The sequence below is a fragment of the uncultured Sphingomonas sp. genome, assembly GCF_937859915.1.
Taxonomy (GTDB): domain Bacteria; phylum Pseudomonadota; class Alphaproteobacteria; order Sphingomonadales; family Sphingomonadaceae; genus Solisphingomonas.
In genome coordinates, this window is sequence record NZ_CALMAW010000024.1 from 56,182 (window position 1) to 77,268 (window position 21,087).

The window sequence follows — 21,087 nt, forward strand, 5'->3', positions numbered from 1 at the left end:
CTGCAAGACAGGGACAGCGGCGGCGCGGCCTACCGGAGCGCGGCGAGCTTGTTGTCGCTCGACAGCAGGAACATCATGTTGTTGGCGATGATCGGCGCGAGTGAGAACGGCTTCTTCGACACCTTCTCGGTCGAGACGACCTTGCCGGTGTCGACCGCGACCGAAACCAGCGCTCCCTGCGAGTTGGTCAGCCACAGCTTGCCGCCGCCGAGCACGGGCCCGCTCCAGATGATCTGGTTGGTCTTCTTGGTTTCGTTCTTCCAATGCGGCAGCTGGGTCGACCAGCGGATTTTGCCCGTCGTGCGCTGGACGCAATAGAGATGCGCGTCGTCGGCGACGACGAACAGCCAATCGCCACCAAGCGCCGGCGTCGAGATGCCACCGATGTTGATCTCCCACAGCCGCTGGCCGGTGAGCAGGTCGAGCGCGACCATGCGGCCGCCGGCGCCCACCGCATAGACGCGCGTGTCGTCGATCACCGGGCTGGCATCGACGTCGGTGACGTCGCCGACCGTCGTCGACATGCTGGTGCGGGTCAGCGCGTCCTGCCACACGACGCGGCCATTCTCGTAGCGATAGGCGTCGAGATCGCCCGACGAGAAGCCGGCGATCACCGTGCTACGCGCGACCGCGGGCGCTCCCGTGCCGAACACGCCGGCGGTCTCGAGCGGGCCGCTTGCGGTCCACTGGGTCGTGCCGTCGGCGAGGTTGAGCGCGTAGATCTGGTTGTCCTGGCTCATCACATAGGCCGAGCCGCCGGCGATGCCCGGGGCGCCGCGCAGCGGGCCGCCCGGCGTCACGCGCCAGCCGATCTTGCCGGTCGCCGCATCGAGCTGCGCGACCTCGCCAAGCCCGTTGGTCGCATACAGCTTGCCGTCGTCGAAGCTGACGCCGCCGCCGAACAGCGAGGCGGTGTAGCGCTTATGCTCCTTCTGTCCGAGCAGGCCGGGAATCCCCGCCTTGCGCAGCGCCGGGCCGGGCGTGCCCTTGATCTGCGTCGACCACAATTCCTTGCCCGAGGCCGCGTCATAGGCACGGACGTTGGCGAGCGTATCGATCACATAGACATGGCCGCCCGCCACCACCGGTGGCGCTGCCAACCGCGCCGCCTTGCTCGACTTGGCGAGCTGGACCGTCCAAATCCGCTGCGGGCTGGCGCCGAGCGCGAGATTGCCCATCGCCTTCTGCGAATTGCCGCCGGGCTGCGTCCACTCGGCATTGGGCTGCGCCTCGGGCACGGTCACCGGCGTGGTGACGATCGATGCGTCGTTGCCCGCGCTGCTCTCGACCGTCAGCACCGGAATGCGCTCGCCGAGCACCTCGGTCTTGGGCTTCTTGTCGCCCTTGAAGATACCGCAGCCCGACAGCAGCGCGACCGCGGTCAGCGCCGTCGCCAGCGCCGTTACCGACGATTTCGTCCTGCGCGTGCCCATACTGTCCCGCCCCATCATATTGTCATAGTCCTGTCGTGTCGTAGCCGGCGCCCGGGCGCCCGATCGCGCCGCCATCAGGAGGCCGGGCTGTCGGAGGGCTGAACGGGGTCGAAGCCGAGATCGGCGGCAAGCTGGGCGACGCGCGATTGCAGCGTGCGGGGCACGGTCGGGTCCTTGGTCATCGCGACGAACAGCGCGCCGGCCTGCTTGGGCTGGCCCATCCGCATATAGGCGACGCCGAGCATCTCGCCCGCGCTGCCGAACCAGGGATTGCCGGTGACGGCGATCGGCTTGAGCCGCGCGACCGCGGCCTGGGGCGTGATCGTGTCGAAATCGATCGTGGTCGCGCGCAGCGTCGCGACGTCGCGCAACTGCTGCGGCACCGCGCTATCGTTCGCGATCGCCAGGAAGGCGGCCGCCGCGGCCGGAGCCTTGCCGTCCTTCACGAGGATGTCGGCCTGGAGCATCCGCGCGAGCGGCGCATAGCCTTTGTCGTGCGTGTCGACGAGCGTCTGCAGCGTCTTGCCCGCCTGCGCCTCCTGGTTGGCGTTGAGCGACGCCATCGCGGCGATCAGCTGGTCGCCATGCTCGCCCGCCACCGCCGCACGGTGCGAGCGCCACCACAGCGCCACGCCAAGGACGATCAGCGCCAGCACGACCAGCCCGGCCAGCATCACGCCATAGCGGCGCGCGGCCTCGCCGAGCTTCTCGCGGCGCACTTCGTCGTCGACCTCACGAAAGAAGGCGTCGTTATTCTGCGGGGTCAGGGCCAATCGAAATCTCCAGGGGCGGTCCGCCCGAAATTGCCGCGGACCTTAGCGGCGTCGCGGCCGGAACGGAACAGCTACTTGGGCGCGTAGGTCTCGGCCGCGGTTGGAAAGGCGCGCGACCGCACCTCACACGCATAGGCCTGCGCCGCCGCCGTGATGCGCGGCGCCAGATCCTCGTATCGCTTCACGAAGCGCGCGGTGCGCTCGAACATGCCGAGCATGTCGTCGATCACCAGCACCTGGCCATCGCACTGCGCCGAGGCGCCGATGCCGATCGTCGGGCAGGCGACCTCGCGCGTGATCCGCGCGGCGATCGGCTCGACCACGCCCTCGATCACCAGCGCGAACGCGCCCGCATCGGCGACCGAGGTGGCATCGCGGACGATCTTCTGTTCCTCCACCTGGCTCCGCCCCCGCGCCGCATAACCGCCGAGCATGTTGACCGCCTGCGGGGTGAGCCCGACATGGCCGACCACCGGGATGCCGCGCGCGACCAGGAAGGCAACCGTCTCCGCCATCGCCTCGCCGCCCTCGAGCTTGACCGCGGCGGCCCCCGTCTCCTTGAGGATGCGCGCGGCGGAGGCGAAGGCGTGCTGGGGCGAGGCCTCGTAGCTGCCGAACGGCATGTCGATCACGACGACGCTATGCCAGCTGCCGCGCACCACTGCGGCGCCATGCGCGCACATCATCTCGAGGCTGACCGGGATCGTCGAGGGCAGGCCGTAGATCACCTGCCCCAGGCTGTCGCCGACGAGCAGCATGTCGCAGTGCGGATCGAGCAGCTGCGCCATCCGCGCGGTATAGGCGGTGAGCATCACCACCGGCTCGGCGACGGGCTCGGGCCCGGTCTTGCGCGCGAGAATCGCGGGCGCGGTCAGCCGCTTCATCGGTGCCGGCGTCGGCGTGGCACGGCTGGTCGCGCTGTCGAGCGTGAAGGTGGTGGACATGGGCAACGTCTAGCCGGTGGCGCGGCGGCGGGCAAATCGTGCGGCAATGCGATCCCGTATGATCTATCCCACTGCCGCCGCGTAGACGTCCGGCTTGAACCCGACCAGCGTTCGGCCGCCAAGGTCGAGCACGGGCCGCTTGATCATCGAGGGCTGCGCCGACATCAGCGCGATCGCCTTGCCGGCGTCGATCCCCTCGCGGTCCGCGTCGGGCAGCGTGCGGAAGGTCGTGCCGGCGCGGTTGAGGATCGTCTCCCAGCCATGTTCGGCGACCCACTTGGCCAGCGTCGCGCCATCGATCCCCGACGCCTTGTAGTCGTGGAAGGCATAAGCGACGCCCTGCGCGTCGAGCCAGGCGCGCGCCTTCTTGATCGTGTCGCAATTCTTGATGCCGTACAGCGTTGGCGTCACGCCCTATCCTTCCGATCCTGGCCGTCATGTGGGCAATAGCAAGCGGCGGCGGGAAACACAGTGGTTCGTCGTCGTGCCAGGGCCGGCGTCACGATGGCGGCACGGCGACGCGAACGCAGCCTAACCCACCGTTAACCTCTTTCGCCTACCGACCGCACCGCGCTGAAAAGTCAGCACAAAAAGGGGTAGAGCTTTTGAAATCACTGGTCATTCTCGGCGTAACGGCAGCGGCCTCGATCGCCTTGGGCGCTACGTGCGCGAATGCGGACGACGGCCCCTATACGGGCTTCCGGGTCGAAGCACAGGGCGGCTGGGACCATATCGGCACGACCGCCAAGCTGTCTTACGACAACGCCGTGTTCCAAGAGGCAAAGGGCAGCGAGAACGGCGTCACCTATGGCGCCAACGTCGGCTATGACAATGACATGGGCGCGGGCTTCGTCCTCGGCACCGAAGCCGGGATCAACTGGTCGTCGATCAAATATTGCACGGTGTTCGGCGGCGACGACCGCGCCTGTGCCAAGCCCGGCCGCGAGATCGAGGTCGGTATCCGCGCGGGTAAGCAGTTCGGCGACACGGGTCCGCTCGTCTACGGCAAAGTCGCGTACGTGAACGGCCAGGTGAAGGGCCACGACGATGCGAGCGATCTGCGCTTGCAGGACAATCGCAGCGGCGTTCGGCTGGGCGTCGGGATTGAGGACAAGATCTCGCGCCACGTCTATGTGAAGGCGGAATATCGCTATACCGACTTCAAGGCGTATAAATTCGTGGTCGACGGCGATGCGCTGAAGATCGATTTCGACCGCAATCAGGTTATCGCCGGAGTCGGCTACTTGTTCTAACGCCTCTTCGCCTGTCGCTTCGACACGCAAAAACAGGGCCCCCGGTGGAAACATCGGGGGCTTTTTGGTGCGCTCCGTCGATCGCGATCGCGACCGATAGCCTAGTCCGCTCCGTCCAGCCGTCGTCCGAGCACTATCGTCGTCTGCCGCTCGAAGCCCAGCGCCGAATAGAAGCCGAGCGCCGCTTGGTTGTCGTCGCGCACCATCAGCTGCAGCTTGGGCGCGCCCTGCCCGCGTAGCCAGTCCTCGGCCGCCGTCATCAGCGCGCGACCCAGTCCGGCGTGGCGGCGATCGGGTGCGACCGCGAGATAATAGACCCAGCCGCGGTGACCGTCGAAGCCGACCATCACGCTACCGACCACCTCGCCCGCATCGCGCGCGACGATCATGGTCGCGCCCGCCGTGGCGCGTGCCAGACGGAAGTCGGCCTGCGGATCGTTCCATGGGCGGGTAAGCCCACTCGCCCGCCACAGCGCGACCACCGCGGCTTCATCGCTAGCGGTTGCAACGCCGAATATCGGCCGGGCCGCGCTGCTCACACGCTGCGACGGCTTGCGCCGCCGAGTAAGCCGGGCAGACGTCCACCGGACGTCCGCTCTTTCCGGCTTACTCCCACTCGATCGTGCCCGGCGGCTTGCTGGTATAATCGTAGACGACGCGGTTGATGCCCGCGACCTCGTTGACGATCCGCGTCGCGACCCGGCTGAGGAAGGCGCCGTCGAACGGATAGACGTCGGCGGTCATGCCGTCGACCGAGGTCACCGCACGCAGCCCGCACACCGAATCATAGGTGCGATGGTCGCCCATCACGCCGACCGTCTTGACCGGCAGCAGCACCGCGAACGCCTGCCAGATCGCGTCGTAGAGCCCGGCATTGCGGATCTCCTCGAGATAGATCGCATCCGCCTTGCGCAGGATGTCGCAGCGCTCCTTGGTGACCTCGCCGGGGATGCGGATCGCGAGGCCCGGTCCCGGGAAGGGGTGGCGGCCGACGAACGCCTCGGTCAGCCCGAGCTCGCGGCCGAGCACGCGGACCTCGTCCTTGAACAGCTCGCGCAAGGGCTCGACCAGCTTCATGTTCATCCGCTCGGGCAGCCCGCCGACATTGTGGTGGCTCTTGATCGTCACCGACGGCCCGCCGGTGAAGCTGACGCTCTCGATCACGTCGGGGTAGAGCGTGCCCTGCGCCAGGAAATCGGCGCCGCCGATCTTCTTCGCCTCGTCCTCGAACACCTCGATGAAGGTCTTGCCGATGAACTTGCGCTTGGCCTCGGGGTCGGTGACGCCAGCGAGACCGTTCAGGAACAGCGTCTCGGCGTTCACATGGACGAGCGGAATATTATAGTGGTTGCGGAACAGCGAGACGACCTGCTCGCTCTCGCCCGCGCGCATCAGGCCATGGTCGACATAGACGCAGGTGAGCTGCTCGCCGATCGCCTCGTGGATCAGCACCGCGGCGACCGACGAATCGACCCCGCCCGACAGCCCGCAGATCACCCGCCCCTTGCCGACCTGGGCACGGATCTCCTCGATCTTGGCCGCGCGGAAGCCCGCCATCGACCAATCGCCGCCGAGCCCGCAGACATGACGCACGAAATTGGCGATCAGCTTGCCGCCATCGGGGGTGTGGACCACCTCGGGGTGGAATTGCACGCCGTAGAAGCGCCGCGTCTCGTCGGCGGTGATCGCATAGGGCGCCCCCTCCGACACCGCGATCGGGACGAAGCCCTGCGGCAGCCGGGTGACCTTGTCGCCGTGGCTCATCCACACCTGGTGGCGCTCGCCCTCGGCCCACATTCCGTCGAACAGCGCCGAGCGGCTGCGAACCTCGACGAAGGCGCGGCCGAACTCGCCGCCCTCCCCCGACACGACGACCTCGCCGCCGAGCTGCTGGCACATCGTCTGCTGGCCGTAGCAGATGCCGAGGATCGGCAGCCCCGCCTCGAAGAAGCGCTGCGGCGCGCGCGGCGCATGCTCTTCGGTCACCGAGGCCGGGCCGCCCGAGAAGATCAGTCCGGACGGTGCCATCCGGTCGAATGCAGCCTCCGCCGACTGGAAGGGCGCGATTTCGCAATAGACGCCGGCCTCGCGCACGCGGCGCGCGATGAGCTGCGTCACCTGGCTGCCGAAATCGACGATGAGGATGCTGTCTGGGGGCGTGACGGTCATGGCGAGCCGATAAAGCGCGGGCCGCAGCCTGTCCAGCGTCCGGAGGCGCCTCGCGCCGACGATGGTCAACGCTTCGTTTACGGATCGGCGCTAGGGTAGAGGCTCATACTCGTTCGAGGATTTCTTGATGCCGCGTCGGATCCGATCCTTGCTGTCCACGCTCCGCGAGGAGGTCCAACATTATGCTGCCGAAACGCAGGCGATCGCCGGGCGGACCAATCTGCTCGCGCTCAACGCGACGATCGAGGCCGCCCGCTCGGGCGAGGCCGGACGCGGATTTTCGGTGGTGGCGCAGGAGGTCAAGGCGCTGGCGGGGCAAGCGCGCACCAGCGCGGCAACGTTTCGCGCTGAAGTGCTCGATCGGCTCGCGCAGGGCGCCAGCATCGCCGACGAGTTGGTCGCCGAAGTCGAAGGCGCGCGGCTCGCCGAACTCGCGCAGTCGATCATCCAGACGATCGCGCGCTCGCTGTTCGACCGTTCGATCGACGTCCGCATGCTCTCCACCGATCCGTCGATCATCGCGGGCGCGGCCCACGCGCGCACCGACCCGTTGGCCGAACAGCGCGCGGTCGAGCGCCTCCGCGCGATGCTCCATTTCTCGCCCTATTTCCTCAACGCCTTCGTTGCCGACGACGAGGGCAATGTCGTCGTCACCGCGCACGCCAATGCCGAGGTCCGCTCGTTCAACCTGCGCAACGAGCCCCAATATAATGCCGCGCTGTCGGCCATGCCCGGCGAGGACTGGTTCACCGACGAGGTCTGGGAAAACCCCTATTCGCAGAACCGCAAAGTGCTCATCTACGTGGCGCCGATCCGCGCCGAAGGGCGGACGATCGGCGCCTGCTATCTCGAATATGATTGGGAGACGCAGGCCGCGGCGATCCTCCATTCGGTCGAGCAGGCCAATGGCAACGGCGTGGTCTCGATCGTCGACGAGCAGAACCGGATGATCTCGTCGACCGGACGCTATGTCTTCAACGAGGCGCTCAACATCGCCAGCGTCGCGACGGCGGCCGGCCGCCACGTCGAGACCCGCGACGATTCGATCGTGGCGCAGGCGATGGCGACGCCGTTCAACGGCTTCGACGGCCTCAATCTGCGCTGCGTCATCGAGCAGCGCGTTCCAGGCGAGCGCGAGATCGCCGATTCGCTTACCGGCCCGCGGGCGCGGGCGGCGGCATAGCGGACGGCGGTCCTAGACCGCCAACCCCGTCCAATAGGCCGCAAACGCCCACAGGTCGGCGGTCTCGGCGATCTGCTTGTCGATCGGCTTGCCAGCGCCGTGCCCCGCGCGCGTCTCGATCCGGATCAGATGCGGCTTGGCACCGATGTCCGCCGCCTGCAGCGCGGCGGCATATTTGAAGCTGTGCGCCGGCACGACCCTGTCGTCGGTGTCGGCGGTCGCGACCAGGATCGCGGGATAGTCGGCGCCGTCGCGGATGGTGAGCAGCGGCGCGTAGCCGGTCAGCACCGTGAAGTCCGCCTCGACGCCCGGATCGCCATAGTCGTCGATCCAGTAGCGTCCCGCGGTGAAGCGATGGAACCGCAGCATGTCATGCACGCCGACCGACGGCAGCGCGGCGGCGAACAGGTCTGGCCGCCGATTGGTGACCGCCGAGACCAGCAGCCCGCCGTTGCTATGGCCATGGATCACGAGCTTGGCGGCGACATCGGTCGCGGTCAGATGCTCGGCCGCCGCGATGAAGTCGTCGAAGGCATTGTGCTTGTTGGCGCGACGGCCGCCGTCGTGCCACGCCTTGCCATATTCGCCGCCCCCGCGAATGTTGGCGACCGCATAGACGCCGCCCATCGCCACCCAGGCGAGCGCGGCCGGGCTGAACCCGGGGGTGAGCGAAATCTCGAACCCGCCATAGCCGTAGAGCGTGGTCGGCGCTGGCCCGACGGAATCGCGGCGCCGGAGCAGGAAGATCGGCACGACGGTGCCGTCGGCGGTGGTGCAGGCGGTCTGCTCGACGACGAAGCCCGCGGGATCGAAGGATAGCGGCGGACGGGCGAACAGGCTCGTCGCGCTGCTCGCGACATCGAGCCGATGGATTTCGGTCGGCCGATCATAGCTGGTGAAGGCGAAGAAGCCTTCCGGGTCCCCCTCCTCGCCTTCGATACCCGAGACGGTGCCGACCCCCGGCAGCGCCACCGTGCCGATCAGCTTGCCGTCGAGATCATAGCTGCGCAGCTCGCTGGCGACGTCGCGCAGCATCGTCACCAGCAGCCGATCGCCGACCAGCCGCGCGTCGGCGAGCAGATCGGGGCCCTGCGGCAAGATCTCGCGCCGGCGCCGCATCTCCGAGGCGACATCGATGGAGACGATCCGGCGGCGCGGTGCTTCGAGATCGGTAACGAAGTAGAAGATGTCGCCGCGCGTGCCGGCGAGGCGCCAGTCATTTTCGAGCTCGCGCACCAGCGTCCGCGACGCCAGCTTGGGCGCGGTCAGGTCGACGACGCTGAGCTCGACGCGGGCGTCGGTGCCCTCGACCGAGGAGATCAGCAACCAGCGGCCGTCGACGCTGGTCTCCGCGACATGCAGCAGCCGCGGCCGATCCGGCGTCGCATAGACCAGCATGTCCGCGGTCTGCGCGGTGCCGAGCCGGTGGAAATAGACGGCATGGTCGACATTGGTCGCCTGATGTTCCTGGCCGAGCTTCGGCTCGGGGAAGCGCGAATAGAAGAAGCCCGATCCGTTCGCAGCCCAGGCGATGCCCGAGAATTTCACCCAGCGCAGGACGAATTCGGTCGACACGCCGCTGGCCACGTCCAGCACATGGAGCGTCCGCCAGTCGCTGCCGCCATCCTGCACCGCATAGGCGAGCTTGCGGCCATCGCGAGACGGCTCCCATTCGCCGAGCGCGGTCGCGCCGTCGGCCGACCATGCCTTGGGATCGAGCAGGACGCGCGACTCCGTGCCGACTCCCTCGCGCACGCACAGCACCGGCTGCGCCTCGAGCCCGCTGTTGCGAAGATGAAAATAGCGGCCACCACGGCGCCGCGGCAGCGAGATACGCTCATAGTCCCACAGCTGGGTCAGCCGCTCGGCGATCGCGTCGCGTCCGGGCAGCCCGGCGAGATATTCCTCGGTCAGCCGTGCCTGCGCCGCCACCCACGCGGCGACCCGCGGCTCCTGGCGGACATCATCTTCGAGCCAACGATAGGGATCGGCGATCGGCCGACCGAACATCTCGTCGACGATGTCGTCGCGCGGCGTCGGCGGATAGACGAACGGACCTTCGGGACTCATCAACACGGCGTCCTTTTCCTGCAGACCGCTCCCGCCACACGGGGAAAGCGGTCGTCGGCAACGCCTTATCGGTCATCGCCGCCGATGCAAGGCGGTACCGCCAACGGAAAAAGGGCCGCCCCGATCCGGGACGGCCCTCCTAAAGGCGTATGCCGAAGCGACGTACCGGATCAGGCGGCTTCGTCGAGCTCGTCGTCGGTCATCACCGGACCCGAATCCTGGCCCTTGGCCGAGACGTCGCGGTCGACGAATTCGATGATCGCCATCGACGCGGCGTCCGAGGCGCGGATACCGGCCTTGATCACGCGGATATAGCCGCCCTGGCGCGTCGCATAGCGCTCGGCGAGCACGTCGAACAGCTTGACCAGCTGTGCGTCGTCGAGCAGCCGGGCGTGCGCGAGACGGCGGTTGGAGAGTCCGCCCTTCTTGGCGAGCGTCACCAGCTTCTCGACATAGGGGCGAAGCTCCTTCGCCTTGGCAAGCGTGGTGGTGATCTGCTCATGCTTGATCAGGGCTGCGGCCTGGTTGCGGAACAGGGCGAGACGATGGCTCGAGGTCCGCTGGAGCTTACGACCGCCGACACGATGACGCATGATAATCTTCCTTTCGTTCGTCCGGATGCCGTCTCAGGTACATCCGGCCAGGCGGTGAAAAGGCACCGCCCCAACCTTTCCTCTCCCCTTGGAGGAGAGCGATACGGAGACTTGGGCGCGCATGCGCCCTAGTCGGAGTTGAGTGAGGGCACGAGGATGTGCGCTTGCGTGCCCTCACCCTCCCACCGGCTTCGCCGGCGGGCCCCTCCCTCTCCCCCCGAGGGGAGAGGGATTATCCCATCAATATTCCTGTTCGAGCTTCTTGGCCATTTCCTCGATATTCTCGGGCGGCCAGCCCGGGATGTCCATGCCGAGGCGCAGACCCATCGAAGAGAGCACTTCCTTGATCTCGTTGAGCGACTTGCGGCCGAAGTTCGGCGTGCGCAACATCTCGGCTTCGGTCTTCTGGACCAGATCGCCGATGTAGATGATGTTGTCGTTCTTGAGGCAATTGGCCGAGCGCACCGACAGCTCGAGCTCGTCGACCTTCTTGAGCAGGTAGCGGTTGAGCTGGTTGGCATCCGCTTCCGGCTCGGCGCTGCCGCCCATCGAAGGGGCAGCGACACCCGCCATCTGCGGCACGCTCGAGGTCAGCGTCAGGCCGTCGTCGAAGTGGACGAAGAGCTGGAGCTGGTCCTGCAGGATGCGCGCGGCATAAGCGAGACCATCCTCAGGAAGGACGGTGCCGTCGGTCTCGATCGTCAGCGTGAGCTTGTCGTAATCAAGCTCCTGACCGACGCGGGTGTTCTCGACCTTGTAGGCAACCTGACGGACGGGCGAATAGAGCGCGTCGACCGGGATCAGGCCGATCGGCGCATCGGCCGGACGGTTGAGCACGGCGGGGGCATAGCCCTTACCGGCCGCGGCGGTCAGCTCCATGTTGAGCGTCGCGCCCTCGTCGAGGTGGCAGATCACCAGTTCGGGGTTCATCACCTCGATGTCGCCGGTGGCGGCGATCATGCCGGCGGTGACTTCGGCCGGGCCGGTCGCCGCAAGCTGGAGGCGCTTGGTCCCCTCGCCCTGCATCCGCAGCGCGATCTGCTTGACGTTGAGCACGATGTCGGTGACATCCTCACGCACGCCGGCGAGCGACGAGAATTCGTGCAGCACGTTCTCGATCTTGATCGAGGTGACCGCGGCGCCCTGGAGCGACGAGAGCAGCACGCGCCGCAGCGCGTTGCCGAGCGTCAGGCCGAAGCCGCGCTCGAGCGGCTCGGCGACGAAGGTCGCGCGGCGCTTGCTGTCGCCGCCGGTCTTCTTCTCGAGACCATGCGGCTTCTTCAGTTCCTGCCAATTTTTGGCGTTGACGGCCATATGTCTTCCCTCAAGGGTTGGGCTGGTGGGGACGCGTCCGCCCCCGGCCGGAAGTGAAGCGCGACCGGCATCGGTCGCGCCGGAAAGATCAGACGCGGCGGCGCTTGGACGGGCGAACGCCATTGTGCGGGATCGAGGTCACGTCGCGGATCGAGGTGATCTGGAAGCCGACCGCCTGCAATGCGCGCAGCGCCGACTCACGACCCGAACCGGGACCCTTGACCTCGACCTCGATGGTGCGGACGCCGTGCTCGGCGGCCTTCTTGCCGGCGTCTTCGGCGGCGACCTGCGCCGCGTACGGCGTCGACTTGCGCGACCCCTTGAAGCCCATCTGGCCGGCCGACGACCAGGAGATCGCGTTGCCCTGGGCATCGGTGATCGTGATCATCGTGTTGTTGAAGCTGGCGTTCACATGCGCGACGCCCGAGGTGATGTTCTTGCGTTCGCGCTTTTTGATGCGCTGCGGTTCACGTGCCATGTTGCTGTCCTAATCCTGACAAACGTAAGCGAGCCGCCGGACGGGCCGACGGCTGCGAGCTTACTTCTTCTTACCGGCGATCGGCTTGGCCTTGCCCTTGCGGGTGCGCGCATTGGTATGCGTGCGCTGGCCGCGGACCGGCAGGCCCTTGCGATGGCGGAGACCGCGATAGCAGGCGAGATCCATCAGGCGCTTGATGTTCATCGCCACCTGGCGGCGAAGATCGCCCTCCACGGTGTAGCTGGCGTCGATCGCTTCGCGGATCTGGAGGACCTCCTGGTCCGTCAGGTCCTGCACGCGACGCTGCGGCTCGAGGCCCAGCTTGGCGGTGATTTCCTTGGCCTTGGTCGGGCCGATGCCGTGGATATAGGTCAGCGCGATCTCTACGCGCTTGTTGGTCGGGATGTTGACACCCGCAATACGAGCCACTGTGTTATTCTCCTGCTCCACAGGCCGCCTGGCTGGGCGGCCCATCTCGTCGCGTCGCCCTCAAACGGCGGATAGCCGACGCACGCAAGCAAGCGCCGCCGGACATCCGGGTTTAGGGATAGCGCGCTCCTACCCAGCGACTCGGGGGCTGTCAAGCCGACAGCGCCTGGTAAAGAATACCATACCGAGCGGTTGCATATGGTGGGCCCCGGTCCATATCCGCGATGCCCACCCCCAAGATAAGGCTAGAAACACCTATGGCAACCAAGGCCTATGGCGCACACTCCGGCACGACCCCGCTCGAGCCGATGGACATCGAACGTCGCCAGCCCGGCGCGCATGACGTCGCGATCGACATCGCCTATTGCGGCGTCTGCCATTCCGACCTCCACCAGGTCCGCGCCGAGTGGGAGGGGACGCTGTACCCCTGCGTCCCCGGCCACGAGATCGTCGGCACGATCACCGCGGTCGGTGGCGAGGTCAGCAATTTCAAGGTCGGCGACGTCGTCGGCGTCGGCTGCATGGTCGGCAGCTGCCAGCATTGCGACTCCTGCAACGAGGGCCTCGAGAATTACTGCACCAACGGCGGCTTCGTCGGCACCTATAACGGCCCGTCCGATGACGCCCCAGGCCACACGCTCGGCGGCTATGCGCAGAACATCGTGGTCAAGGACCATTTCGTGCTCCGCATCACCCACCCGGTCGAGCAGCTCGCCGCGGTCGCGCCGCTGCTGTGCGCCGGCATCACCACCTATTCGCCGCTCAAGCATTGGGGCGCTGGCCCGGGCAAGAAGGTCGGCGTCGTCGGTATCGGCGGGCTCGGCCATATGGGCATCAAGATCGCGCATGCGCTCGGCGCGCATGTTGTCGCCTTCACGACGTCAGAGAGCAAGCGCGAGGCGGCCAAGGAGCTCGGCGCGGACGAAGTAATCGTCTCGAAGAATGCGGACGAGATGAAGGCGCATGCCGGCAGCTTCGACTTCATCCTGAACACGGTCGCGGCCAGCCACAATCTCGACCAGTTCACGATGCTGCTTAAGCGCGACGCGACGCTGTGCGTGGTCGGCGTGCCCGAGCATCCGCATCCCTCGCCCAACGTCGGCGTGCTGATCTTCCAGCGCAAGGCGATCGCGGGCTCGCTGATCGGCGGCATCGCCGAGACGCAGGAGATGCTCGACTTCTGCGCCGAACACAAAATCGTCGCGGACATCGAGATGATCCCGATCCAGAAGATCGAGGAAGCTTATGATCGCATGCAGAAGAGCGACGTGAAGTATCGTTTCGTGATCGATAACGCGTCGCTCGACGCGTGACGTGACGAGGGCGGCGCTTCCCAAGGAGGCGCCGCCCTACTCTTCCTCCCCATCAAGGATGGGGAGGGGGACCACCCGCAGGGTGGTGGAGGGGTGGACCACGTCTCTACCGGGTTCCCATCTTCCAGCGTCGGACGCCCCTCCACCACTCGCTGCGCGAGCGGTCCCCCTCCCCCCCGCTTCGCGCGGGGAGGAGGCTTTGTTACCCTTCCAGCACCGTATCGATCGCGTGCCCGACATCGTCGATATCGGCCATGCCATCCACGCGGCTGACCAGCTTGCGCTGCTCGTAATAGGGCAGGATCGGCGCGGTCTTGGCGCGATACTCGGCCATGCGCGTGCGTACCGTTTCTTCATTGTCGTCGGGGCGGCGCTTGAACTCGTGGCTGCCGCACACATCGCAGGTGCTCTCGACCTTGGGACGCTTGAACGTGTCGTGATAGCCCTCGCCGCACACCGCGCAGGTGAAGCGCCCGACGATGCGTGCCACCAGCGCATTCTCGTCGACGGTGAGCTCGATGACATGATCAAGCCGGCGGCCGCGCGCCTCGAGCAGCCGATCGAGCGCCTCGGCCTGCGCCTGGGTGCGCGGATAGCCGTCGAAGATCGCCCCCTGCCCGCCCTCGAGCTGATCGAGCCGCTCGCCGATGATTCCCGAGACGATCTCGTCGGACACCAGCGCGCCCGATTCCATCACCGCCTTGGCCTGAAGGCCGACCGGCGAGCCGGCGGTCACCGCGGCGCGCAACATGTCGCCGGTCGAGAGCTGCACCATGCCACGCGACTGGACCAGCCGCGTCGCCTGCGTACCCTTGCCGGCACCCGGCGGCCCGAGCAGGATGATGTTCATGGTGTCCCTCCCCTAATCGTTCTGGCGTGTGCGCCTTTAGCGGCGCATCCCGCCCTTGAGCTTGGCCTTCTTGAGAAGGTCGCCATATTGGTGCGCGAGCAGATGGCTCTGGATCTGCGTCACCGTATCCATCGTGACGTTGACGACGATCAGCAGGCTGGTGCCGGTCAGCGAGATCTGCGGCAGGCTGAACGCCTTCACCACCGCCTCGGGCACCAGGCAGATCAGCGTGAGGTACGCGGCGCCGATCACCGTGATGCGCGTCAGCACATAATCGAGATAGTCGCCGGTCGCCTTGCCCGGGCGAATGCCGGGAATGAACCCGCCATAGCGCTTGAGATTGTCCGCGGTCTCTTCCGGGTTGAACACCACCGCGGTGTAGAAGAAGCAGAAGAAAATGATGCCCGCGGCATAGAGCGTCAGATAGAGCGGCGAGCCGTGCTGCAGCGAGCCGGTCAGGGTCAGCAGGATGTCGTTCCAGCGGCCGTTGCCGTGGACGCGGTTGCCCGCGAACTGCGCGATCGTCAGCGGCATCAGCAGCAGCGATGACGCGAAGATCGGCGGGATCACGCCCGCGGTGTTGATTTTGAGCGGCAAATAGGACTTGTCGCCCTGCATCATGCCGCGCGCGGTCTGGCGCTTGGGATATTGGATCAGCACCTTGCGCTGCGCGCGCTCCATGAAGCAGATGAAGTAGATCATCGCGAAGGCGATCACGAACGCCGCGATCACGGTCAACGGCGATAGCGAGCCCGTCGAGCCGCTCTCGAGCAGGTTCGAGATCACCGTCGGGATCTGGCTGACGATGCCCGCCATGATGATCAGCGAGACGCCGTTGCCGATGCCGCGCGAGGTGATCTGCTCACCGAGCCACATCAGGAACATCGTGCCGCCGACCAGGCTGATCACCGTCGTGACGCGGAACAGCATGCCCGGCTCGACCACCGCCGAGACGCCCGACGAGGCACCCCAGCTCTCGAGACCGACCGCAATGAAATAGCCCTGGATGCAGGTCAGCAGGACGGTGAGGTAGCGCGTGTACTGGTTGAGCTTCTTGCGCCCGCTCTCGCCTTCCTTCTTGATCGCCTCGAGCTGCGGCGACAGCGAGGTCGCGAGCTGCACGACGATCGAGGCGGTGATGTAGGGCATCACGCCGAGCGCGATCAGGCTCATCCGGTGCAGCGCACCGCCCGAGAAATTGTTGAAGAAGTCGAGCACGCCGCCGTTGGTCTTCTGGAACAGCGAGTTGAGCACGCGCGGATCGATGCCCGGCAGCGGCACGAAGCTGAGCAGGCGGAACACGATCAGTGCGCCGAGCGTAAACCACAGGCGCTTCTTGAGGTCTGTGGCCTGCGTGAACTTGGACAGGCTGAGCCCTGCGCCCGATGCGTTGGCGGCGGATGCCATGAGTGATTCACGTCCCTGCGATAAAACGAAAACGGCGGGTCGCATCGCCTGCGCCCGCCGCCTCCATATAAGCCTCTATCGAGCTTGTCTAAGCCCTATGCGGCAAAACGGTGCCGCAGGCCTCAGGCGGCGCCGATCGGCGCCTTGCCATGCTTCTTGCGATCGGCGTCGCGCACGCTGTTCTTCTTCGCCAGCGCCTTCTCGGCGGCGGTGACGATCTCGAACAGCTCGATGCTGCCACCGGCGGCTTCGATCGCCGCCTTGGCGGCGGCGCTGGCGCCGGCGACCTTGAACGACAGCTTGGCCGAGAACTCGCCCTTGGCGAGGACGCGGACGCCGTTCTTGCCGCCGCGGGCCACGCCAACGGCCTGGAGCGCGGCCTGATCGATCACCGCACCCGCGTCGAGCGTGCCGGCATCGACCAGCTTCTGGATCTGGCCGAGGTTGATCTCGGCGAAATCCTTGGCGAAGATGTTGTTGAAGCCACGCTTCGGGATCCGCATGTGGAGCGGCATCTGGCCGCCCTCGAAGCCCTTGATCGAGACGCCTTCGCGGCTCTTCTGGCCCTTCTGGCCGCGACCGGCGGTCTTGCCCTTGCCCGAGCCGATGCCGCGTCCGACGCGCATCTTGCGGTGGCGGGCGCCTTCATTGTCGCGGATGTCGTTGAGTTTCATGGTCTGCACTCGCTTTCGCTTTTGTCGCGCTGAATAAGAAGAGGGGCGCCCATAGCGCCCCTCCCCGGTTTATGCCAGCCCCGAGGGGCCAGGATGTCGACCGAAGGCCTCAGCCCTCGACCTTCACCATGTGATTGACCTTGCGGATCATGCCGCGGACAGCGGGGCTGTCCTCGAGCTCGCGGGTCTTGTGCATCTTGTTGAGGCCGAGCCCGACGAGCGTCGCGCGCTGGTCCGCGGTGCGACGGATCGGGGATCCGGTCTGCGTTACCTTGATCGTTGCCATGTCGATTACTCCACGATCGCCGCGGCATCGGCTTCGGCGGCAACGCTGCCACCGCGGCCGAGCAGGTCGACGATCTTCTTGCCGCGGCGCGCCGCGACCGACTTGGGGCTGGTCTGCTCCGTGAGCGCCTCGAAGGTGGCACGGATCATGTTGTACGGGTTCGACGTACCGACCGACTTGGTGACCACATCGTGGACGCCCAGGCTCTCGAAGATGGCGCGCATCGGGCCACCCGCGATGATGCCCGTGCCCTGCGGCGCGGTGCGGACGGTGACGCGACCGGCACCGAAGTGACCGTTGCCGTCATGATGCAGCGTGCGGCCTTCCTTGAGCGGAACGCGGACCATCGCCTTCTTGGCAGCGGCGGTCGCCTTGGAAATGGCTTCCGGCACTTCGCGCGCCTTGCCATGACCGAAGCCGACGCGGCCCTTGCCGTCACCGACGACGACGAGTGCCGCGAAGCCGAAGCGCTTGCCGCCCTTCACCGTCTTCGAGACGCGATTGATGTGGACGAGCTTCTCGATCAGCTCTTCGCCGCCGTCCTCGCCATTGTTGCGGCGATCGTCGCGGCGACCGCGGTTGCCGTCACGACCACGGCCACCGCCGCGGTTGTCACCGCCGCCGGGGCCACGACCGCGACCGCCGCGGGGACCGCGACCGTCACGCGGCGGCTGGCCGTCGGGGGCGCCGCTGCCGGCGCTGACCGTGGGCTCTGCGCCCGGCGCGTTCTGGATTTCATCAGCCATCGTCAGAACTCCAGACCACCCTCACGGGCGGCGTCTGCGAGCGCCTTGACGCGCCCATGGAAAAGGAAACCGCCGCGATCGAACACGACAGCCAAGACACCGGCGGCCTTGGCGCGCTCGGCGACGAGCTTGCCGACCTCGACGGCGGCAGCGATGCCGGCGCCCGAGGAGTCCTGGCCCAGCGTCGAGGCGGCAGCGACCGTGTGGCCCTGCGCATCGTCGATGATCTGCGCGTAGATGTGGCGACCCGAGCGGTGGATCGACAGGCGCGGACGCCCGCCGCCCTTGGCGCGGAGCGCGGTGCGGACGCGCTGGCGGCGCTTAGCGAAGAGAGAGAGCTTGGCCATCTTACTTCTTCTTCCCTTCCTTGCGGAAGATATACTCGCCGGCGTACTTGATGCCCTTGCCCTTATACGGCTCGGGCTTGCGCCAGCGACGGATCTCGGCGGCAACCTGGCCGACCTTCTGCTTGTCGATGCCGGTGATGTTCACCGTCGTGGCATCCGGCGTCTTGATCTCGATACCCTCGGGGATCGTGAAGTCGACGTCGTGCGAATAGCCGAGCTGCAGCTTCAGGTTCTTGCCCTGGACCGCGGCGCGGTAGCCGACACCGGTGATCTGCAGCGTCTTGGTGAAACCCTCGGTCACGCCGGTGACGAGGTTCTGCACCATGGTCCGCTGCATGCCCCAGAAGGAGCGCGCGCGCTTAGTCTCGTTCGCGGGCTTGATCGTGACGGTGTCACCCTCGACCGCATAGTGGACGTCGCTGACCATATCGATGGTGAGCGTGCCCTTGGGGCCCTTCATCGACAACACGCCGTCGGCGATGTTGGCGGTGACGCCTGCCGGTACCTTGACCGGAACCTTACCGATGCGGCTCATCAGAACACCTCTGCGAGGACTTCGCCGCCGACATTCTGCTCGCGCGCTTCCGCGTCGGACAGAACGCCCTTGGGCGTCGAGACGATGGTGATGCCGAGACCGTTGCGCACGATCGGAAGCTCCTTCGAGCCCGAATAGACGCGGCGGCCGGGCTTCGAGACGCGCGCGACGTGCTGGATCGCGGGCTGGCCCTCGAAATATTTCAGCTCGATGCGGAGACCGGGATGCTCGCCGAGCACCTCGTCCGAATAGCCACGGATATAGCCCTCGCGCTGAAGCACGTCGAGAACGCGGGTCCGCAGCTTCGAGGCGGGCGACAGGACCGAGTCCTTGCGCGCGCGCTGGCCGTTGCGGATGCGGGTGAGCAGGTCACCCAGCGGATCGTTGATCGCCATAGCTTGCCCTTACCAGCTCGACTTGGTCACGCCGGGGATCATCCCCTTGTTGGCGAGGTCGCGCAGCATCACGCGTGCGAGACGGAACTTGCGGTGATAGCCGCGGGGACGCCCCGTCAGCTCGCACCGGTTGCGGACCCGCGTGGGGTTCGCGTTGCGCGGCAACTCGGCCATCTTGAGGCGCGCGATCAGGCGCTCGCCCTCTTCGAGGCTTTCGTCGTTCGCGGTCGCCTTGAGCGCCGCATACTTGCTCGCATACTTCTTGACGAGCAGCTTGCGACGCTCGTTCTTGTTGATGGAACTCAGTTTCGCCATGACTTAAGTCCTCTTCCCGCTTACGCTGCCTGCTTCTGTTCGGTGTTCTCTTCCTTGGGGAAGGGAAAGCCGAACAGGCGCAGCAGTTCGCGGGCCTCGTCGTCGGTGTTGGCGCTGGTCGTGACGATCACGTCCATGCCGCGGATGTGGTCGACCTGGTCGTAGCTGATCTCCGGGAAGATCAGCTGCTCCTTGAGGCCGGTCGCATAATTGCCGTTGCCGTCGAACGACTTGGGGTTGAGGCCCCGGAAATCGCGGACGCGGGGAAGTGCTACGGTCACGAAGCGGTCGAGGAACTCGTACATCCGCTCGCGGCGCAAGGTGACCTTGCAACCGATCGGCATGCCCTCGCGCAGCTTGAACTGTGCGATCGACTTCTTCGCCTTGGTGATCACCGGCTTCTGGCCTGCGATCAGTTCCATTTCCTTGGCGGCCTGGTCGACGCGCTTCTTGTCCTGGGTGGCGTCGCCGACACCCATGTTGATCACGATCTTCTCGATCTTGGGGACCTGCATCGCGTTGGCATAACCGAACTTCTCGGTCATCGCCGCGATGATGGTGTCCTCATAGACCTTCTGAAGACGAGCCTTGTAGGCATCAGCCATCGATCTTCTCCCCCGTCTTGACGGCCACACGGACCTTCTTACCGTCTTGCGTCTCGAACCGGACGCGGGTCGGCTTGCCGTCGGCGGTCGCGATCGCGACGTTCGAGACGTGCAGCGGAGCCTCGAAACGATCGAGGCCGCCCTGCGGGTTGGCCTGCGTCGCCTTGCGGTGGCGCGTGGCGATGTTGACGCCGGAGACGACGACTTTGGAGTCCTTGGGGAACGCCTTGGTCACTTCGCCGGTCTTGCCCTTGTCCTTGCCGGACAGGATGACGACCTTGTCGCCCTTTTTGATCTTCAGCGCGCTCATCACAGCACCTCAGGAGCAAGCGAGATGATCTTCATGTGGTTGCGCGCACGAAGCTCGCGAACCACCGGCCCGAAGATACGGGTGCCGATCGGCTCCTCGTTCTTGTTGACCAGCACCGCGGCATTGCCGTCGAAGCGGATCGTCGAGCCATCGGCGCGGTGGATGTCCTTGGCGGTGCGGACGATGACGGCACGGTGCACGTCACCCTTCTTCACCTTGCCGCGCGGTGCGGCTTCCTTGATCGACACCACGATGATGTCGCCGACCGTCGCGAACCGACGCTTCGAGCCGCCGAGCACCTTGATGCACTGGACGCGCTTAGCGCCCGAGTTGTCGGCGACGTCGAGGTTGGACTGCATCTGGATCATAGTTCAGCCCTTCCTTATGCGTTGTCGGTGGGGATCGGGATGGCGATCTCGGCGCCGATGCGGCCGATTGCCTTCCAGGTCTTGAGCTTCGAGATCGGCGCGCACTCCTCGATGCGGACGGTCTCACCGGTGTGATACTCGTTCGCTTCGTCGTGGGCGTGATACTTCTTCGACCGCTTGATGATCTTCCCGTAGAGGGCGTGTTGGACACGACGCTCCACGGAGACGATCACGGTCTTGTCGGTCTTGTCGGAGACCACCGTTCCGGTCAGCACGCGCTTCGGCATGGCTGGTTGC

Annotated in this window: 27 protein-coding genes; 3 read left to right on the plus strand and 24 right to left on the minus strand. The window is 66.3% G+C overall.

Annotated elements, in window-relative coordinates:
• Positions 1-29: 29 nt before the first annotated feature.
• The 4 genes from Q0326_RS03800 to Q0326_RS03815 form a co-directional block, all read right to left on the minus strand.
• Entirely contained in the window at positions 30-1,433 is a 1,404-nt protein-coding gene (locus Q0326_RS03800; protein WP_298687274.1) for a PQQ-like beta-propeller repeat protein, read from the minus strand.
• Between the two features lie 74 nt (positions 1,434-1,507).
• Positions 1,508-2,206, minus strand: a complete 699-nt coding sequence (locus Q0326_RS03805; protein WP_298687276.1) for a tetratricopeptide repeat protein — start codon at positions 2,204-2,206, stop codon at positions 1,508-1,510.
• Positions 2,207-2,277: 71 nt separating this feature from the next.
• Positions 2,278-3,150, minus strand: coding sequence for a 3-methyl-2-oxobutanoate hydroxymethyltransferase (gene panB / locus Q0326_RS03810; protein ID WP_298687279.1), 873 nt, complete (start codon positions 3,148-3,150; stop codon positions 2,278-2,280).
• Between the two features lie 63 nt (positions 3,151-3,213).
• Positions 3,214-3,561 (minus strand): ArsC family reductase, encoded by a 348-nt coding sequence (locus tag Q0326_RS03815; protein ID WP_298687281.1) that lies wholly within the window; start codon positions 3,559-3,561, stop codon positions 3,214-3,216.
• Between the two features lie 26 nt (positions 3,562-3,587).
• Between Q0326_RS03815 and Q0326_RS03820 the strand changes: the two genes are divergently transcribed.
• Complete coding sequence (locus Q0326_RS03820) at positions 3,588-4,403, plus strand: porin family protein (RefSeq protein ID WP_298687283.1); 816 nt, start codon at positions 3,588-3,590, stop codon at positions 4,401-4,403.
• Between the two features lie 101 nt (positions 4,404-4,504).
• On the opposite strand, the gene Q0326_RS03825 is transcribed toward Q0326_RS03820, so the two are convergent.
• Both Q0326_RS03825 and guaA read right to left on the minus strand, forming a co-directional pair.
• Positions 4,505-4,942, minus strand: coding sequence for a GNAT family acetyltransferase (locus tag Q0326_RS03825; RefSeq protein WP_363303636.1), 438 nt, complete (start codon positions 4,940-4,942; stop codon positions 4,505-4,507).
• A 67-nt stretch (positions 4,943-5,009) separates the two neighbouring features.
• Entirely contained in the window at positions 5,010-6,572 is a 1,563-nt protein-coding gene (gene guaA, locus Q0326_RS03830) for a glutamine-hydrolyzing GMP synthase (RefSeq protein WP_298687285.1), read from the minus strand.
• Between the two features lie 148 nt (positions 6,573-6,720).
• Between guaA and Q0326_RS03835 the strand changes: the two genes are divergently transcribed.
• Positions 6,721-7,755: a methyl-accepting chemotaxis protein gene (locus Q0326_RS03835; RefSeq protein ID WP_298687287.1), complete on the plus strand. Its 1,035-nt coding sequence runs from the start codon at positions 6,721-6,723 to the stop codon at positions 7,753-7,755.
• A gap of 12 nt (positions 7,756-7,767) precedes the next feature.
• Here Q0326_RS03835 and Q0326_RS03840 read toward each other — a convergent pair whose 3' ends face one another.
• The 5 genes from Q0326_RS03840 to rpsM all read right to left on the minus strand — a co-directional run bounded on the left by Q0326_RS03840 (position 7,768) and on the right by rpsM (position 12,639).
• On the minus strand, positions 7,768-9,825 hold the full coding sequence (locus tag Q0326_RS03840; RefSeq protein ID WP_298687289.1) for a prolyl oligopeptidase family serine peptidase: 2,058 nt from the start codon (positions 9,823-9,825) through the stop codon (positions 7,768-7,770).
• 170 nt (positions 9,826-9,995) lie between these two features.
• Positions 9,996-10,418, minus strand: coding sequence for a 50S ribosomal protein L17 (rplQ, locus tag Q0326_RS03845; protein ID WP_298687291.1), 423 nt, complete (start codon positions 10,416-10,418; stop codon positions 9,996-9,998).
• A gap of 240 nt (positions 10,419-10,658) precedes the next feature.
• Positions 10,659-11,732 carry a DNA-directed RNA polymerase subunit alpha gene (locus Q0326_RS03850; RefSeq protein WP_298687293.1) on the minus strand — a complete coding sequence of 358 codons (1,074 nt, stop codon included), beginning with the start codon at positions 11,730-11,732 and terminating at the stop codon, positions 10,659-10,661.
• A gap of 88 nt (positions 11,733-11,820) precedes the next feature.
• Positions 11,821-12,210: a 30S ribosomal protein S11 gene (gene rpsK, locus Q0326_RS03855; RefSeq protein WP_298687295.1), complete on the minus strand. Its 390-nt coding sequence runs from the start codon at positions 12,208-12,210 to the stop codon at positions 11,821-11,823.
• Positions 12,211-12,270: 60 nt separating this feature from the next.
• Entirely contained in the window at positions 12,271-12,639 is a 369-nt protein-coding gene (rpsM, locus tag Q0326_RS03860; protein WP_298687359.1) for a 30S ribosomal protein S13, read from the minus strand.
• Positions 12,640-12,896: 257 nt separating this feature from the next.
• Here rpsM and Q0326_RS03865 point away from each other — a divergent pair, with 257 nt between their 5' ends.
• On the plus strand, positions 12,897-13,952 hold the full coding sequence (locus Q0326_RS03865; protein WP_298687297.1) for an NAD(P)-dependent alcohol dehydrogenase: 1,056 nt from the start codon (positions 12,897-12,899) through the stop codon (positions 13,950-13,952).
• A 202-nt stretch (positions 13,953-14,154) separates the two neighbouring features.
• Here the strand turns inward: Q0326_RS03865 and Q0326_RS03870 are convergent, their stop codons facing one another.
• From Q0326_RS03870 to rpsQ, 13 genes are all read right to left on the minus strand, one after another.
• Complete coding sequence (locus Q0326_RS03870) at positions 14,155-14,802, minus strand: adenylate kinase (protein WP_298687299.1); 648 nt, start codon at positions 14,800-14,802, stop codon at positions 14,155-14,157.
• Between the two features lie 36 nt (positions 14,803-14,838).
• Positions 14,839-16,209: a preprotein translocase subunit SecY gene (secY, locus tag Q0326_RS03875; RefSeq protein ID WP_298687301.1), complete on the minus strand. Its 1,371-nt coding sequence runs from the start codon at positions 16,207-16,209 to the stop codon at positions 14,839-14,841.
• A 122-nt stretch (positions 16,210-16,331) separates the two neighbouring features.
• Positions 16,332-16,883, minus strand: coding sequence for a 50S ribosomal protein L15 (gene rplO / locus Q0326_RS03880; RefSeq protein ID WP_298687303.1), 552 nt, complete (start codon positions 16,881-16,883; stop codon positions 16,332-16,334).
• Between the two features lie 109 nt (positions 16,884-16,992).
• Entirely contained in the window at positions 16,993-17,169 is a 177-nt protein-coding gene (rpmD, locus tag Q0326_RS03885; RefSeq protein ID WP_298687306.1) for a 50S ribosomal protein L30, read from the minus strand.
• 5 nt (positions 17,170-17,174) lie between these two features.
• Positions 17,175-17,915 carry a 30S ribosomal protein S5 gene (gene rpsE / locus Q0326_RS03890; RefSeq protein ID WP_298687308.1) on the minus strand — a complete coding sequence of 247 codons (741 nt, stop codon included), beginning with the start codon at positions 17,913-17,915 and terminating at the stop codon, positions 17,175-17,177.
• A gap of 2 nt (positions 17,916-17,917) precedes the next feature.
• Complete coding sequence (gene rplR, locus Q0326_RS03895) at positions 17,918-18,262, minus strand: 50S ribosomal protein L18 (protein WP_298687310.1); 345 nt, start codon at positions 18,260-18,262, stop codon at positions 17,918-17,920.
• Between the two features lies 1 nt (position 18,263).
• On the minus strand, positions 18,264-18,797 hold the full coding sequence (gene rplF, locus Q0326_RS03900; RefSeq protein WP_298687311.1) for a 50S ribosomal protein L6: 534 nt from the start codon (positions 18,795-18,797) through the stop codon (positions 18,264-18,266).
• Positions 18,797-19,192, minus strand: a complete 396-nt coding sequence (gene rpsH / locus Q0326_RS03905; RefSeq protein WP_298687313.1) for a 30S ribosomal protein S8 — start codon at positions 19,190-19,192, stop codon at positions 18,797-18,799. Before rpsH ends, rplF begins: the two co-directional genes overlap by 1 nt.
• Before the next feature lie 9 nt (positions 19,193-19,201).
• Complete coding sequence (rpsN, locus tag Q0326_RS03910; RefSeq protein ID WP_298687315.1) at positions 19,202-19,507, minus strand: 30S ribosomal protein S14; 306 nt, start codon at positions 19,505-19,507, stop codon at positions 19,202-19,204.
• Between the two features lie 20 nt (positions 19,508-19,527).
• Positions 19,528-20,112, minus strand: a complete 585-nt coding sequence (gene rplE / locus Q0326_RS03915) for a 50S ribosomal protein L5 (protein ID WP_298687317.1) — start codon at positions 20,110-20,112, stop codon at positions 19,528-19,530.
• Entirely contained in the window at positions 20,105-20,422 is a 318-nt protein-coding gene (gene rplX / locus Q0326_RS03920; RefSeq protein WP_298687319.1) for a 50S ribosomal protein L24, read from the minus strand. The genes rplE and rplX overlap by 8 nt, the downstream gene beginning before the upstream one ends.
• Positions 20,422-20,790 carry a 50S ribosomal protein L14 gene (rplN, locus tag Q0326_RS03925; RefSeq protein ID WP_019831572.1) on the minus strand — a complete coding sequence of 123 codons (369 nt, stop codon included), beginning with the start codon at positions 20,788-20,790 and terminating at the stop codon, positions 20,422-20,424. The genes rplX and rplN overlap by 1 nt, the downstream gene beginning before the upstream one ends.
• 14 nt (positions 20,791-20,804) lie before the next feature.
• A complete protein-coding gene (rpsQ, locus tag Q0326_RS03930; protein ID WP_298687326.1) occupies positions 20,805-21,077 on the minus strand; it encodes a 30S ribosomal protein S17 in 273 nt (90 codons plus the stop codon).
• Between the last annotated feature and the right edge of the window lie 10 nt (positions 21,078-21,087).